Origin of the sequence: Chthoniobacter sp. (genome assembly GCF_040003245.1) — a bacterium.
Classification (GTDB): domain Bacteria; phylum Verrucomicrobiota; class Verrucomicrobiia; order Chthoniobacterales; family Chthoniobacteraceae; genus Chthoniobacter.
In genome coordinates this window covers 22,252-37,216 of sequence record NZ_JBDUCX010000030.1, presented here as the reverse complement: position 1 = coordinate 37,216, position 14,965 = coordinate 22,252, and the positions used below count along the sequence as shown (strand labels likewise).

Below are 14,965 nucleotides of genomic sequence, written 5' to 3'. Positions count from 1 at the left end.
GATGGCAACCGCAAGGAGGGACTTCATGGCGGAGTATGAACCTCCCCCTCCCCCTGCCTTAGCCAGAAAGATCAAATCCACGAAAAATCACCCGTGCCACCTACCCGGAACTAGCCGGAACTACCCTGAGCCATTACAGCCACACGGCTTGCGGTCTGCCTCGTATTTTTCACCGCCCTCATCTGGCATCGCTCCCGGGTGGCCAGCCGGGAGCGATGACTCCGAGACCGTCGCCTTGGTAAAACGCGCGGACTTGAAATGCGGCGTCGTCTCTACCTTGGCCCGACACACGTCGGCAAATTCCTCAAGGAGGCGCATTCTGCCTTTGGCATCCTTGGTCTGGCCGAAGAGGCGTTCCAGTTCGTTGATACCGAAGATGCAGTAGCCCCAGCGCTGAAGAGAATCTGCGACACGAAACGTCAAGTCGGGAGAAAACTTCATTTACCCGTAAATCGTTCCCCTGCCGTTTGTTGCGTGCAAAAAAAAATTGCAGAAAACTACCAAAGCTCGCCACCTGCGTAATCATACGTATTATCCCGCCTTCCCCCCCCCGGAATGCCCTCATCGGCCCGGTCCCAGAAACACCATGAAATCACGCCTTCTTCTCCATTGCGACGCCGTGCTTTCCCAATTCACCCTCATGAAACAGGGCGAAACCTGGCGGCGACAGTTCACCGACCTGAAAGAGGCCCTCGGTTACGCAGGGACGGTTGTGACGGAGGAAACGCCACTGGTCGTCTATAACGAGCTCGGCCGGATCATTATCGAAAGCTTTGTCAGCCCGACCTTGCCGGAGTGACGGCACACAGACCTAGATGGGCAGCAATAGCTGATGCCGCAGCGGCGGAACGAGGGTCGAAACGCCGATGCCAATGAGCCGCAAGGGACTCTTCACCAAACGATCGCGGGCGAGGAGGAATTGCGCGAGGCGGTAGATTTCCGGTGCGCCGGTCACCGGATCCTCCAGGCGCACCTGCCGCGTCAACGTCGTGAAATCGCTGTAGCGCACTTTGACCTGCACGGTGAGGGCGCCGAGCTCGTGGCTCGCCAGGGTCTCCGCCACGTCGGCCGCCATTTCTTTCAACGCCGCGCGCAAAGTGGGGCGATCGTCGGTGTCCTCGAGGAAGGTATTCTCCGCGCTGATGCTCTTCCGTTCGTCACTGGTATCGACCGGCCGGTCGTCCTCCCCCATCGCCCGCGCCCGCAAGCTTTCGGCAAAGGAGCCAACGACGCCAGCCAGGTCATCCGTGGCCGCTTGCAAATCGCCGATGGTCTTGAAGCCGCGACCTTCGAGGGCTTCGGCGGTGACCGGCCCGACACCATGAATGGAGCGCACGGAGAGCGGCCGGAGAAAATTCACCTTTTCGCTCTCTCGAATGAGCGTAAGCCCGTCCGGCTTTTGAAAATCGCTGCCCAGCTTGGCGAGAAATTTGTTCGCCGCCACGCCGATGCTCGCCGTGAGGTTGCGCTCCGCGGCGATGCGTTCCTTGATCGCCCGCGCCACCGGCACCGCCGCCGCCAGGGCGGAATCCACGTCGCCGTATTCCTGAAAGGAAGCGCTGACGTCGAGATACGCTTCGTCGACTGACACCTTCTCGATCACCGGCGTCACACTGCGCAGGATCTCCATGATGGCCGCGGACTCCGCGCGATAGGCGTCCATGCGCGGGCGCACGAAGATCCCGTGCGGGCACAGCTTGCCCGCCGTGCGCGAAGGCATGGCGGAGCGGACCTTGAACTTCCGCGCCTCATAGCTCGCCGCACAAACCACCCCGCGTTGCGTCGGCGGCGAACCGACGATGAGCGGCTTGCCCCGATACTCCGGATGATCGCGTTGCTCCACGGACGCATAAAAAGCGTCCATATCGATGTGGAAAATGACGCGCGGGAGGAGGCTCAAAGCAAGCGCAACGTCGCATGGCCAAGGGAAGAGTGCCAAGAGCCAAGAGCCAGGAGCCAAGTGTCACGTGCCAACCGCAGATGTTGGCGCCACTTGGCTCTCGTTACTTGGCTCTTGGAACTTCTTATCGCACCGCCCGCCACGCCAGTTCCCCGGCGGCGAACAACGGCGCAAACATCAGCCAGAACTGCCATTGCCATGGCGCGAAGCCGGTATCGAAGCTCAGCCAGAGCCCCACGACACCGTAGCCCGCCACCGCCACGAGATCGGCGGCCAGCCGACGGCGTTGCCGGGAAACCGGCTCGGATTGGGTCGCCAATTCGGAAAAGATCATTGGCCGGTATTCGGTAATGGTGATCGTTTTCATGCGGCCATCAGTTCCGTGGTTTTGGCGGCGTCCATCTTCAGGGTTTCGACGGTCTGGCCGGCGGTATCGAGGATCTGGACTTCGGCATCCAACCCCTGGCCGATCTGGACGGCGGCGATCACGGCTTCGATCAAGCGCTGCACGCGCAGCGGATCACGAATGATACCCTCACACTCCAATTCAAAGCCTTTCTCCAGTGAGAGCGGACGAATCATAAATACGAATGGTGCTGTCATGTGTTCAGTTGAACACATGTCCCAAAAACGCGCAACTATTTTTTAAAAATATCGTCTTTTCCCTCTGTAATTCGTCATCTGATGGCATGCCCCTCGTCCGCTTGCTCGCCCTCCTTTTGGTCGCCGGAGCGATCGCGCCCTCGCCAAACGCGCCGGCCGCGGAGCCAGCGGCGCCGGCGCCCTTCGTGCACCCGGGGCTGCTGCACACGCAAGCCGATCTCGACCGGATGCGGCAGCGAGTGAAGGCGGGCGAGGAGCCGTGGAAGAGCGGCTTCGAGATGCTGCGCCGCGACGGACAGTCGCGCGCGGATTGGAAGCTGCGCGGGCCGTTTGAGGTCGTCACGCGCGCGTCCCAGAACTCGCCCGGAAATTCGCAGATGGTCGTCGATGGCAACGCCGCGTATCAGAACGCCCTCATGTGGTGCGTCACCGGCGATGAAAAGTACGCGCGCAAGGCGACGGAAATCCTCGATGCCTGGGCGAAGACCTTGCGCAAGATGGACGGGCGCGACGTCCAGCTCTCCGCCGGCCTGAATGGCTTCAAGTATGTGAATGCCGCGGAACTGATGCGCTACACCTATCCCGCGTGGCCCCGCGAGAATGTGGCCCGCGTCGAGCACATGCTCCGGGACGTGGTTCTCCCGCCGATCCAGGATTTTGCCACGTTTGCCAATGGCAACTGGGATGCGGGCTGCCTCGCGACGATGATGTCGATCGGCATCTTCTGCGACGACCGCAGTCTCTTCGACCGCGCCGTCGATTACTACCGCCACGGCGCCGGCAACGGACGACTCACCCATTACGTGATCAACGAAGCCGGACAATGCCAGGAAAGCGGGCGCGACCAGCAACACACCCAGCTCGGCCTCGCCCTGCTCGCGGAAGCTTGCGAAACCGCCTGGCACCAAGGAGTGGACCTCTACGCCGAAGCCGACAATCGCCTGCTCAAGGGCTTCGAATACACCGCGAAGTACAATCTCGGGAACGACGTCCCGTTCGTGCCCGATGTCGATACCACGGGGAAGTATCGCCACCAGAAAATCGCCACGGAAGGCCGCGGCACCCTGCGCCCCATTTACGAGATGGTCTGGAACCACTACCAAAATCGCCGCGGCATCCCCGCGCCGTTCACCAAGCAAGCCGCCGACCAACTCCGCCCCGAAGGCGGGGCGTGGACCGGCGACCATCCCGGCTTCGGCACGCTGCTCTTCACGCTCCCTGCGAAGACGCTGCCCAACTAGAGCGTGTCATGAACTTGTCTGTCGCGCGCCTTCTGCCCGTCATTCTGAGCTTGCGAAGAACCTCTGATTTCTGCCTTTCTTCACCATTCTGGCAAAAGATGGCGCCGAGCTAACACGGTCGACCACCTGTCAGACGCCGGAGCGAGATCAGAGGTCCTTCGCAAGCTCAGGATGACGGCATTTGGGGGGCGCCTTCGGCGCGCACGGTTTCCCGGCAAAACCTAAAGTTCATGACACGCTCCAAGGCGACCCAATAGCTGCCCGCGCCAAATCCAGTAGTTGAGGCTTGTCGATTTGCTGGGACAGTATTGCCATGTCTGCCATGTGGCACGGCCAGCCGAGTAAACCACGCCGACTGCGCAAGTTCGGCATTGGGTTCCTGGGATTTCTCGGGGTCTACCTTTGCTCTTACATCGTTCTATCGTTCACCGGGGGCTGGGTAGTTTCGCAATCTGGAGAGCTGCGCATGATTCTCGCCGTGGATGATATTTTCGAGTGGCAGCCGCGTTACGGTCAGTGCCAATGGTTTCGCTGGGTTGGTGGCAACTATGGCCTCCGTGCAGACCGTCTTGGCTACTTCTACGCACCGCTCATTTTACTCGACCAGCGTCATGTCCATCGCACCATTCGATTTCTTCGACTCGATGGCACATTCGTGGAGCCTTTTCCGGCTCCCCCGCTCTCACAATATCATCCGCTCATCGCCGACCGATTTGCCGGTCGCCTTCCTTACGAACGCACCCCAAGGTCCAAGCCCCAATGAAAATCCGTGCCGTGGATGAAAGGGTGCGATGTGGGATTCCGATCCGGTAACGATTTTGGCGGTCTCTCTAACGGTGGGATAGAATCGACCGCTATACTCGTCGACCACCGAGCATCTGGAGAATGAAAAGCACCAGTGCGATCACGAGCAGCAGGTGGATGAGACCGCCGGCCACGTGGAAAGCAAATCCGCCGCCCCAGAGGACCAAAAGAATAATCGCGATGATAAGTAGCATGCTGACTCTTCGCGGGTCCTCGTCGATTTGGCCGCTTGCTGCGGAAACTCCGGCGCGCCGAGTGAAATTTTCCGCAATGGAGCCAATGGAACCAATGGAGCCATGCACATTTTGCGCGTGGTCATGCCATACTGGTCGGCATGAATTGCGATGATCCCATTACCCTTGCTACGGCTAGATCGCCCAATTTCCGCGGGCCATCGCCAGCAATCGATGAACGCTTCGCGGCGTTTTCCGCAGCGATAAGCATTTTAAATAGAAGTGTGACCACCTGTCGAGCGGCGCGCGGATGTAGTCGCCCCGCTCCGTCGGGGCGCGGCGACAGAGCGCCGCGGCTACATCGCCTGGAACTTCGGCACCGCTTTTCTTTAAAGGCTCTACCGGAGGGATTGGAGAGGCTGATGCAATCAAGCCAAATTAAGCCGAATCAAGGCAATCAAGGTGCGAGAAATTGGGGAGCATTACCGAGAAACCCCGCGTCCCTTGGCCGATGCAAATCAAGGTTCGGGGCGAAGGAAATGAAGGCGAATCAAGGTAAATCAAGCCTCCTCAAGCCAATTCCGGATGCTAACTTTGATTTCGGCCTGCGGGCCGTCATTTGTTCTACACGGGATGGTTTACTATTAATCGCCCCCAATCGTGCCTGGTCGTGCCTAATCGTGCCTCTGTTTTTTTCGACATCTCACCTCCATCCCACTTCCCTACCGCCCGGCTCCCACCGACTTCTACAGAGGCGATCCCAGTCGATCCCACCCGATCCCACTCGTAATGAATCAAAGCCTCCTGCACTGGACTCCAAGCTTAACCTCGTCGGGCTCACTCGTCCCGGGGGGAAATGTTCCACACCGGAGGAACCTTCATGAAAGATTCTGCGAGAGGCCTTGAGAGCCCTGCCCAAGCGCAGTAACCCTTTCCTGGCACGCTCTAGAACCAGTCAACCCGTCGTCGGCGATACATACGACGACTGAACGCCAGTTTACCCATGGGTAGCCCCGTTTTTTCTCTCTATCTTGCTTGTCCAGATTGCGATGGTCTTTATACCGCTCCCGAGCTTCCGGAGGGCGACCGCGTTGTCTGCCCGCGTTGTCAGGCCCATTTGGTGACGCGGCGGGCGGATTTTGTCAGCCGCGCGACGGCGCTCGTCCTGGCGGCGGCTTTGTTCTTTGTCCTGGCCAATCTGTTTCCGTTCATGACCTTGAAGGCGGATTACCGCGAGAGCGATATGTTGCTGGCGGGCAGTGTCACCGGTCTGGAACAACAGGGCTTCCCGATCCTGACCGGCATGGTGGGAATGTTCATGCTGGTGGCGCCGGCGCTCGTGATTGGTGCCCTGCTTTACCTCCTGCTCCCGCTCCGGAATGGGCGCCGTCTCCGCGGGGCTCTGCACGTTTGCCGGGCCATGGAAGAGGCCCGGCGATGGAACATGATCGAGGTTTATCTCCTCGGGGTGCTGGTGAGTCTGCTAAAGCTGGAAAAACTGGCCACGCTCACGCTCGGCGTTTCGTTCTGGGCTTTCGTCGGGCTCATCGTCTGCCTCGCCTTTGCGGTGTCGATCGTCGATCCGGCGGAACTGTGGAAGAAACTGGAAGAGGCGCAGCCATGAACTTCGATCCGCTGACCGCAGCCGCCCGTGGCCTGGCGCGATGCCATTCCTGCGGCCAGACGGGAGAGGTCGAAGCGGGACATTGCTCCGTGTGTGCGGCGCCGCTGCATCTGCGAAAGCCTGCTTCTCTCCAGCGCACCGTTGCGCTCACCCTCGGCGCGACGCTGCTCTATTTCCCGGCCAATCTCCTGCCGGTGCTCCGCATCGAAAGCTCGATCAAAGGCGGGCAAGAGAATACCATCCTATCCGGCGTGGTCCGGTTTTGGCAGGACGGAGATTACCCCGTGGCGCTGATCATTTTCACGGCCAGCGTGGTGATTCCGATCTTGAAAGTCCTGGCCATCATCGCGCTCTGCCTGGCCGCCCGGTCGGGACGTTTTCCGCAGGCCATGACGCGCCTGTATCGGATGACGGAATACATCGGCCGCTGGTCCATGGTGGATGTGTTCGTCGTCGCCATCCTCGTCGGCGTCGTGCAACTGGGTTCCGTCATGCGGATCGAACCCGGTGGCGGGGCCCTCGCCTTTGCCAGCGTGGTGATCCTGACCATGCTCGCCGCCCGGAGCTTCGATCCGCGCCTGATCTGGGACGCCGCCGCAGCCCGCGGCCACATCGTGACCACCGATATTGATCCAGAACTCGCTGGCGCCAGCAACGCCGCCTCTCCCGCTTCCCATGCCTGAACTCGCCACTCCACCGCAATATTCCCCACCGCCGACCGCGCCGGTGTACCGCACTCCAGCCCGCGCCGGCTTCTCTCCCATTTGGATCGTTCCGCTGGTTTCCGCGTTGCTCGGGCTCTGGCTTTTCGGCCGCTACTACTCGGCCAAAGGGCCCGTTATCACGGTGCGATTTGAAAACGCGGACGGCATCATCGCCGGGAAAACTCCCGTGCTCTGCCGGAGCGTGAATATCGGCACCGTGTCGGACCTGGAACTTTCCAGCGATAACAAGAGTGTCATCGTGAAGCTCGCCATGACGAGTGAAGCGAAACGACTCCTCGTGGAAGACTCCCAAATCTGGGTGGAACGCGCCCGCTACTCGGCGGCGGGCATTTCCGGATTGAACACGCTGGTCTCCGGAAACTTCATCCAGTTTCAGCCCGGGATCTCGAAAAAAGCGCGGAGGGATTTCACCGGTTTGGAGAATCCTCCGCCGACGCCACCCGGAGTCCCCGGGTTGCATTTCAAGCTCATCGCGGCGGAAGCCGGTGGCCTGGGGGCGGGCGCGCCGATCATGTACAAAGGGATCCAGGTCGGAAAACTGGAGTCGCGCGCGTTTCACACGGAGCCGGCCCAGGTGGAATTCGACGCGTTTATCGAAGGCGCTTACGTGACCTTGGTGAATCAGGAAACGCGCTTTTATAACTCCGGGGGACTGGATCTCAAAATCGGCGCGGAAGGGGTGCAAATGCGCCTGGGAACGCTGGAATCGCTGCTGACGTCCAGTATCACGTTCACCGATCCCGATCCGAATCAACAGCATGTGAAATCCATTCCGAACGGGCAAAGCTTCATGCTCTACAGCAGCCTCAGCGACGCCAAGAAGGTCGACTTCAATCCCACCATTCCCTATCTCCTCCTGTTCACCGGGAGCGTGCGCGGATTGAGCCCCGATGCCCCCGTGGAGTTTCGCGGCATCCGCATCGGTAGCGTCGTGGCCGCTTCCTTCAAGTATCTTCCCGACGATCCCGAGCACCGTGTGCCGGTGCTCATCAAAATCGATCCGGCGGTCCTGATGGGCAAACCCGGCGGGGACCAGACCTCCACGCAGGTCTTGATCACGGACGGCGTCGCCCACGGCCTTCGGGCCAGCCTCAAGACAGGCAGCCTCCTCACGGGTCAGCTCTTCGTGGAATTGGATTTCGTCAAAGATGCGCCGCCCGCCGTGATTACCGGCGTCGGCGACTATGCGGTGCTGCCGACCGTCCCAGCGACCGGCCTCGACGAGCTGCAGGAGAAAGCCGGCGCCTTGCTGGATAAATTCAAGGCCTTGCCGGTGGAGCAGATCGGGGAGAACGCCAACGCCGCCCTCGCCTCGATCAAGGATGCGGCCGGTCACATCGACAAGTTGACCGGCCCCAACAGCTCCCTGGATAAGACTTTAAACAATACGCAGAAGCTGACGTCCGAACTGAACGCGACCGTATCGGACCTCAGCGTGCAATTCAAACAGGTGGGCGCCAATCTCAGCCAGGCGACCGACACGGTGAAACACCAACCGTGGCGGCTCATCTGGCCGACCACCAAAAAATACCCGACCGACGGTGCGGCTACTCCCGCGCCCGACAAAAAGAAAGCGACGCCGGTCCCCCGCAAGAAACACTGAGACCGGGGAGATCTCGCGGAGGCTTACTCCACCACGGCAAGCACCACCTTCCCCCGCTCTCGCGCGCGGGGCAACTTGCCGAAGTAGGCGGCGGACGCTTTCTTGAATGGGACTACATCATCGACGCACGGCTTCAGTTCGCCGCTGTCGAGGTGTTGCGCGATCTTAGCCAATTGATCCTGCCTCGGTTCGACGATGAAGAATGCGGCCTTGGTGCGGTCGTCTGGCGCGTCTTCGCTGTTGGAAGCGATCGTCACCAGGCGGCCACCGGGCTGGAGGATGTCCCACGAGCGGCGGAGCGTCTCGCCACCCACGGCATCGAAGACGACATCGACTTTGCCGACATGGTCCTCGAAGCGCTCGGATTTGTAATCGATCACGTGGCTGGCCCCCAGGTTCTCGAGGAAATCGGCGTTCCGCGCCGAGGCGGTGGTGAAGACTTGCGCGCCCGCCCGGTGCGCGAGTTGGATCGCGAAGACGCCGACCGCACCGGAGCCGCCGTGAATGAGCACGCGTTCCCCGGCCCGCAACTTCGCGCGATCGTAGAGCCCTTGCCAGGCCGTGAGCGCGCTGATCGGCACGGAGGCCGCTTCCGCGTGGCTCAAGCGCTGGGGCTTTGCGGCAATGCTGGCCGGTTGCGTGAGACAGTATTCCGCCGTGGCGCCATTCGCGAACCAGTCGTTCATGCCGTAGACCTCCTGGCCGACCTGAAAGCCCCTCACCTCCGCACCGACGGCGGCCACGACTCCGGAAAACTCGTGGCCGGGCACCGCGTGGCAGCGGGCTCCCCCGTCCTTCGTATGCGTGGTCGGATACCATTCCGTCTCGGTGGGAGTAACGCCCGCCGCACGCACACGAATGAGCACTTCGGTGGCCGTCGGCTGGGGAACGGGAAGCTCCTGCTCGATCAGCGAAGGTTCAGGCGCGGAGTCATTTAGGCAAAAGGCTTTCATGGGTTTTCTAAGCGTCGGCGAAGTATGGGGCAACTCGCAGCGCGGGGCAAGACGCAGGTGCCCTAATGGACGACGTATATCCACGTATTTTATTCTTGTATTAATGGTTCTTATCGGAAACGGCTGATGATTTCAGTGCGCGTAGTAGGGGTAAGTATGTATATATCCGCCCATCCAATACATGGATTCTTGTAGATAAACCGCATGAGAACCGCCAAGCATCTCCAGTTGATCGGCCAAAGTGGGGTCACGATCATCGAGGTTCTTACCGCCGCGCTACTCATCTTCCTCGGGCTCGGCGCCATCTTCGCCATGAACACGCAGAGTTTGCAGATCCTGCGCAGCACGCGACTGCTGGCGAATGGCAGCCAGATTTTGCAGGAACGGATGGAAGCGATGCGCAATCATCCCTGGCCGGAAGTCGCCAATGCCCAAGCGCTGGCGAAGGTCATGCAAACGGCCGCTCCAAGCGAGGCGGAGCTCGGCGACGCCCACCTGATCGAAGTCGTCACCGTTTCGATCCCGGACACGCCGGGCACTCCCAAGGCGGACAACAGCTCTTTCAAATTGCGGCGGCGCGACGGTAACGTGGATGTGGTGCAATCGGCCGACCTCACCGCGCAACCGCTGTTGCTCGTCGAAATGACAATCTCCTGGCAGGAGAAGCAGGAAACCAAGCAGCGGCAATTGCGCACGATCATCGGGCGGACGGGGCTCACGCGCAGCGGCATTTTTGGCAGCGCCTTTGGCCGGCCGGAGATAGTCAGCAATTCCACCAAGCCGACCCCATGAAACGCAACCTGGCGCCACGCGCTTTCACTCTCGCGGAGTTGATGATCGGCATGGCCACCAGCAGCATCATCGTCGGCGCTTTGCTCTTCAGTTCCGTCGGGCTCCAGAAATCGCTGCACGCCAGCGAAAGCTACGCGTCGAATCAATCGGACCAGCGCCGGCTGCTGGATTGCCTCTCGCGCGACATGCGCCGCTCGATCGGCGTGGCAACGGCAACCACGGTGAATGGCAGCGGCGGAGTCCGCCTTGCGGGCGCGGCGGTGACGATCGAGGAAGGCACCTCGCTCGTGATCACGCTGCCGGCCTATTACCAAAGCAACACGCCGGCGGACGCGAAATACGACCAGTCCCTCGCGGTGGTCGCCGCGGACAATTACGTGGACTACGGCACGGGGACGGAGCACGCGCCCGCCGTACCGGTGATCTTTCGCAAGCAATACGTCGAGAACCAGGGTTGCGTCTGCTTTGTGCGCCTGGAGGGCGATGCGCAAACCATCCTCGTGACGCACGCGGAGAATTTTCACCTCACGGTGACCATGGCGCCGGATGGGCGCTCGGGAGCGGTCGAAGTCAATTTTGTTTCACCCCGGCACGGCTCCGAAACCCTCATCGCCATGCGCGACGAGATTCTCCTGCGCAACAACCGCCTCGATTAAGACCGCCATGCACACCCGCCACGCCCGTTGCCACGCCAGCGCTCTCATCCTTGCCCTCGCCGCCCTCGCGATCCTCTCCCTCGCGGCGGCTTACACGCTGCGGCGCGTGACCCCGCGTTTCCAAATGGCTTCCCAGGCCGCGGCCTGGCAGGAGGCGCGGCTCGCCGCCGAATCCGGGATCGACGTGGCGCTGGCGGATCTCTCGCGCAACGCGACCGGCACCCAGGCCAACACGTGGCAGGGCTGGCAGCAAACCGACTCCCATGGAAAAATCGTGCCGGTCCTCTCCGGCACTCTCGACCTCGTCAACAGCCTCCTCTCGCTGGTAACCGGCAATAGTGGCAATACCGTCAGGATCTCCGCGCCCATCTTCCTCGACAACCTCCAGGGAGTCTCCCCTGGCAATCGCCCGACCAATGTGGATGTGCAACTCTGGGCGTTATATCCGACGCCGAGCCCGTACTATCGCTGGTACCGCCTGCGCGCGATGGCCACGTGCGCACTGCCGCCCACGGCGACGAGTACGTTCGATGCCTTCGAAGCACCGCTGCGCCGTTTCAGCCTGCGCAATGTGCGCCCGCAATTGATGAAGGACGATGTCGGGACGCCGATGACGGTGCCGACGCCCAACGCCTCGCGCGTCATCGAAGTGCTCGTGGAACCGGTGCTGCCCTTCGAGTTGGCCATCCTCACCGACCAATCGCTCAGCCTCGGGACCAGTGGATCATGGGTCGTGGATAGCTTCGACTCGCGGGATCCGAATAAATCGGGCGCCAATGGTACCTATCCGGGCAAGGACAGTCCGCTGGTGCAGAGTAACGGCAACATCGCCAACAACGCCGGCCGCCCGGGCAATGCGCTCTACGGCCCGCTGATCTCCGCCAATGGCTGCGTGGTGCACGGTTCGGTGGCGACCAACGGCGGCGACGATCCGGCGACGACGGAGCATGAAAATATCGCCGGGGCGACCCGTATCGATGCGTCAAAAGTTCGTGACGATTTCTATCGTGAAATGAAGCCGGCCACCCGGCCCGCCAGCGGCATCCTTTTGCCGCCTCCCCTGCTCGGGCTGCCCTACACCGCCGACGACGAATCGCAGCCCGCGAAATACCTGGTGCCCGGCGATTTGCATGCCTTCAGCGTGGCGCCGTGGACTGGCAAAGGCAACGGCGCGCTGATCATCATGGTGAACGGCAATCTCGATGTGAGCGCCGGCACGATCACCATTCCGCCGGATATGACGGTGCAAATCTATGTGCGTGGCAACGTGGACTTTCACAATCGCCAGATCAACCAGGGCGGCCGTGCGGGACAGCTCCAGATCTACGGTGAGGAGACGAATGGCGGGACGCGCACCCTGCGCGCCTATGGCGACGCCGGCATCACCGCCGCTTTCTACGGCCCGCAGTACGATGTGCACTTCACGGACGGGGTCGAATGGACCGGTGCAGTGGCGGCCCGCTCGTTTGAGATGCTGGGTGGCGGTACCGGCGGTTTTCACTACGACGAAGCGCTCGGCGTGGTCGGCGCGCCGATTGCCTTTCGCATCGCACGTTACGTGGAAGACGTGCGGGAGTAGAGCGGCTATTGCAGCACGAGAAAGGCAATCTCGCCCGGGGCAAGGTCGATCTTCTGCGGCCACACCACTTTGCCACTGGCGACATCAGTCATCTCGCCACGCTCATTCATCCGCCGGAGCTTCGCGACACCGCTCACTGACTTCCCTCCACGCAATGATGGATCGACCGGCACGCTGATGCTCTGCGCCTCGTCCGCGAGATTCACCAGCACGATGGCCACACTCCCATCGGTGTGCGAGCGCGTGATGCTATGCATGACCACCGGCACACGGACGAGCTGGTTTTCCGACGATTCATGAAACTCCATCGTGGGCGGCGGTGGCGAGAGTACGAGTGGATGCAGATACTCGCCAAAGCGCAGCCACGAGACACCGTGATCGGTGTAAGCGGAAACGGTCTTGAGAAAGGCGAGTTCCTTCGCGTGTTCCGGCTGGAGGAGAAAGAGGTTCGGCGATTCGCAATAGATGCGGCCCGGGATCGTTCCTTCGAGGAAAAGCGCGGCCAGTTCCGGCAAGAGGCTCCCGCCGCTTTTGCCCGGGCCGAGTCCGCGACCATGGCCCAGGCTGTAGTCGCCCCACACGGTGCGATAGATCGGTACATAATTCGTCATCACGTTTACCGAATATAAATTCACATCCAGCAAATCCCGGAACGCTTCGATCGGATCTTCGCCGGAAAGGATCGCCTCGTGATCGGCCGCGCGCACCGCCTCGCGCACGCGCTGGACCAAGGCGCGCTGGCCGCTGATCACCGTATTGCCGCCACCCACTGGATGCCCGTGATCGGTCGCGAAACATTCCGGTGCGCCTTTGCCGAAGCTATCGAGATACACGCCGGAGAATCCCCATTCGCCCACCGCCCGTCGCGAGAGCTCGACCAAGCGGCCCTGCCACCAATTGGTCGCGCGGCACATGGAAAGCAATTGCGGTTCGCCGACTCCATACGGCACGCGATTGCCCTGCCGGTCGCGCGTGACCGCGTGATCTGCCGCCCCGGCATCGGGCGCCGCGATGCTCGCATCGTAGATCATCGACTGGATGTAAGCCTGGAAATGCACCCCGCGCCCGCGCATCTCGCGCACGGCCTCCACCAGTTCAGGCTTGGGCGGCAGATCGTGCCCGTAGCCCGATTCGTTCAACGATCCACCGGCCTTGGCCGTCTGAAAACAGCCATACCAGATTCCGAAAAATGGCTGGCCGCCGAAAGCTTCGCTGAGCGCGCGCAGCGTCGTGAGATTATTGGCCACGGGGCGCTCCGGCTTCGTGGTGGATGGACGGGTGGCAAACGGCGCGCGAACGAGCCAGTCCGGCAGATCGTGCCGCTCGGCGAGCAGCCCGCGGCTCGCCCACACCTGCTGCGTCCACCAGTTACGATACAGCCGCGCCGCGTCCCACCAGTCGCCCGTGAATGGTCCGCCCACCACATCGTAGGCCATCTCAAAACGCTTCACCCCGGCACCGCGCCCGGCGGGAAAATGCTGGGCGGCAAGGACCACGCTATCGCTCTCGGGACGATTCCGCACCGCGAATGATTTCGTGAAGCCCTGCCCGTCCTCCGTGCTGAAATAGAATCCGCGCCCCGCCCCTCGCCCATAGGCCGCGAGAAATTGAAACTTCGCCGCCGGGCCAGGATACGGCAGGTCGGTGTCGCCGCGCGGTCCTCCCTTGCCAAAGCCCCGGGTCTGCCCACGCCGATACGGCACCACCATCTCATTTCCCGCGGGGTCCGCATCGAGTGCGGCCACTGGAAACTGCGGAAAGGTCACACTCCAAATGCCGGGATTGTCGCCGCGCGCTTCGGCTTCGATCCGCCAGCGGACCAGCGACGTTTCCGCGCCGAGACTGGCATGCACGACCACTCGCGCGGAAGGCATCTCATAAATCACAGCGAGCGTCCGCGCCATCGCATCGCCCTTCGCCGTGACCGCCACTTTTGCCGATGCATCCGGCACCAACACCGCCGGCTTCTCCGTCCCCGCGGGTATTGTTTCCATCGTCCAAAGCGGCGCTTTCGGCGCCGCCGCCAGCAAGTTGCCCTGCCCGACCGGCCAGATGCCGATCAGCGCGCCATCGCTCTTCCGAAAAACAATGCCCACCTGTCGATTCGCCAACCCCATGCTGTCCTCATGATCGACCACCTGCACGCCCTGCTCTTGGGACGTGAACAGCCACAATGGCGGCGCCGTTTCCGCCATCGCCCAGGTGCCCGCCAACCAGCAGCCCACGACCACGCGCGACCAAAGCCGATGAGAAAGAAGACGCTGGCTACGACGAAGGGGGGAAACACGGCAAAGCACGGCGGGCAGCATCGG

16 protein-coding genes are annotated in these 14,965 nt (G+C 61.7%); 9 read left to right on the top strand and 7 right to left on the bottom strand.

All coding sequences use genetic code 11. The features are described from left to right. Positions 1–120: 120 nt before the first annotated feature. The gene (locus ABJF10_RS06080) at positions 121–441 is read right to left on the bottom strand and encodes a hypothetical protein (RefSeq protein ID WP_348543638.1); all 321 of its coding nucleotides are present in this window, start codon (positions 439–441) and stop codon (positions 121–123) included. Between the two features lie 145 nt (positions 442–586). On the opposite strand from ABJF10_RS06080, the gene ABJF10_RS06075 reads away from it, so the two are divergent. Further along, a complete protein-coding gene (locus tag ABJF10_RS06075; protein WP_348543637.1) occupies positions 587–799 on the top strand; it encodes a hypothetical protein in 213 nt (70 codons plus the stop codon). A gap of 12 nt (positions 800–811) precedes the next feature. Here the strand turns inward: ABJF10_RS06075 and dinB are convergent, their stop codons facing one another. From dinB to ABJF10_RS06060, 3 genes are all read right to left on the bottom strand, one after another. After that, positions 812–1,900, bottom strand: a complete 1,089-nt coding sequence (gene dinB / locus ABJF10_RS06070) for a DNA polymerase IV (protein ID WP_348543636.1) — start codon at positions 1,898–1,900, stop codon at positions 812–814. 124 nt (positions 1,901–2,024) lie between these two features. Then, complete coding sequence (locus ABJF10_RS06065) at positions 2,025–2,267, bottom strand: hypothetical protein (protein WP_348543635.1); 243 nt, start codon at positions 2,265–2,267, stop codon at positions 2,025–2,027. Beyond that, positions 2,264–2,482: a hypothetical protein gene (locus ABJF10_RS06060; protein WP_348543634.1), complete on the bottom strand. Its 219-nt coding sequence runs from the start codon at positions 2,480–2,482 to the stop codon at positions 2,264–2,266. Before ABJF10_RS06060 ends, ABJF10_RS06065 begins: the two co-directional genes overlap by 4 nt. 107 nt (positions 2,483–2,589) lie before the next feature. Here ABJF10_RS06060 and ABJF10_RS06055 point away from each other — a divergent pair, with 107 nt between their 5' ends. Then, positions 2,590–3,744 (top strand): alginate lyase family protein, encoded by a 1,155-nt coding sequence (locus tag ABJF10_RS06055; RefSeq protein ID WP_348543633.1) that lies wholly within the window; start codon positions 2,590–2,592, stop codon positions 3,742–3,744. Positions 3,745–4,066: 322 nt separating this feature from the next. Continuing rightward, positions 4,067–4,507, top strand: a complete 441-nt coding sequence (locus tag ABJF10_RS06050; RefSeq protein WP_348543632.1) for a hypothetical protein — start codon at positions 4,067–4,069, stop codon at positions 4,505–4,507. 91 nt (positions 4,508–4,598) lie between these two features. Here ABJF10_RS06050 and ABJF10_RS06045 read toward each other — a convergent pair whose 3' ends face one another. Then, entirely contained in the window at positions 4,599–4,742 is a 144-nt protein-coding gene (locus tag ABJF10_RS06045; protein WP_348543631.1) for a lmo0937 family membrane protein, read from the bottom strand. Between the two features lie 982 nt (positions 4,743–5,724). On the opposite strand from ABJF10_RS06045, the gene ABJF10_RS06040 reads away from it, so the two are divergent. Genes ABJF10_RS06040 through ABJF10_RS06030 form a run of 3 tightly spaced genes read left to right on the top strand, consistent with a single transcriptional unit; the run spans position 5,725 to position 8,673 of the window. After that, the gene (locus tag ABJF10_RS06040; RefSeq protein WP_348543630.1) at positions 5,725–6,345 is read left to right on the top strand and encodes a paraquat-inducible protein A; all 621 of its coding nucleotides are present in this window, start codon (positions 5,725–5,727) and stop codon (positions 6,343–6,345) included. Beyond that, entirely contained in the window at positions 6,342–7,028 is a 687-nt protein-coding gene (locus ABJF10_RS06035; RefSeq protein ID WP_348543629.1) for a paraquat-inducible protein A, read from the top strand. Before ABJF10_RS06040 ends, ABJF10_RS06035 begins: the two co-directional genes overlap by 4 nt. Next, a complete protein-coding gene (locus ABJF10_RS06030; protein WP_348543628.1) occupies positions 7,021–8,673 on the top strand; it encodes an MlaD family protein in 1,653 nt (550 codons plus the stop codon). The genes ABJF10_RS06035 and ABJF10_RS06030 overlap by 8 nt, the downstream gene beginning before the upstream one ends. 23 nt (positions 8,674–8,696) lie before the next feature. On the opposite strand, the gene ABJF10_RS06025 is transcribed toward ABJF10_RS06030, so the two are convergent. Then, complete coding sequence (locus ABJF10_RS06025) at positions 8,697–9,626, bottom strand: NADP-dependent oxidoreductase (RefSeq protein ID WP_348543627.1); 930 nt, start codon at positions 9,624–9,626, stop codon at positions 8,697–8,699. A 204-nt stretch (positions 9,627–9,830) separates the two neighbouring features. Here ABJF10_RS06025 and ABJF10_RS06020 point away from each other — a divergent pair, with 204 nt between their 5' ends. From ABJF10_RS06020 to ABJF10_RS06010, 3 genes are read left to right on the top strand one after another with little or no spacing between them, the layout of a single operon-like run. Then, entirely contained in the window at positions 9,831–10,418 is a 588-nt protein-coding gene (locus ABJF10_RS06020; protein ID WP_348543626.1) for a hypothetical protein, read from the top strand. Continuing rightward, positions 10,415–11,074: a hypothetical protein gene (locus tag ABJF10_RS06015; RefSeq protein WP_348543625.1), complete on the top strand. Its 660-nt coding sequence runs from the start codon at positions 10,415–10,417 to the stop codon at positions 11,072–11,074. Before ABJF10_RS06020 ends, ABJF10_RS06015 begins: the two co-directional genes overlap by 4 nt. 7 nt (positions 11,075–11,081) lie before the next feature. Continuing rightward, on the top strand, positions 11,082–12,653 hold the full coding sequence (locus ABJF10_RS06010) for a hypothetical protein (RefSeq protein WP_348543624.1): 1,572 nt from the start codon (positions 11,082–11,084) through the stop codon (positions 12,651–12,653). Positions 12,654–12,658: 5 nt separating this feature from the next. On the opposite strand, the gene ABJF10_RS06005 is transcribed toward ABJF10_RS06010, so the two are convergent. Further along, on the bottom strand, positions 12,659–14,884 hold the full coding sequence (locus ABJF10_RS06005) for a DUF6259 domain-containing protein (protein ID WP_348543623.1): 2,226 nt from the start codon (positions 14,882–14,884) through the stop codon (positions 12,659–12,661). Positions 14,885–14,965: the final 81 nt, after the last annotated feature.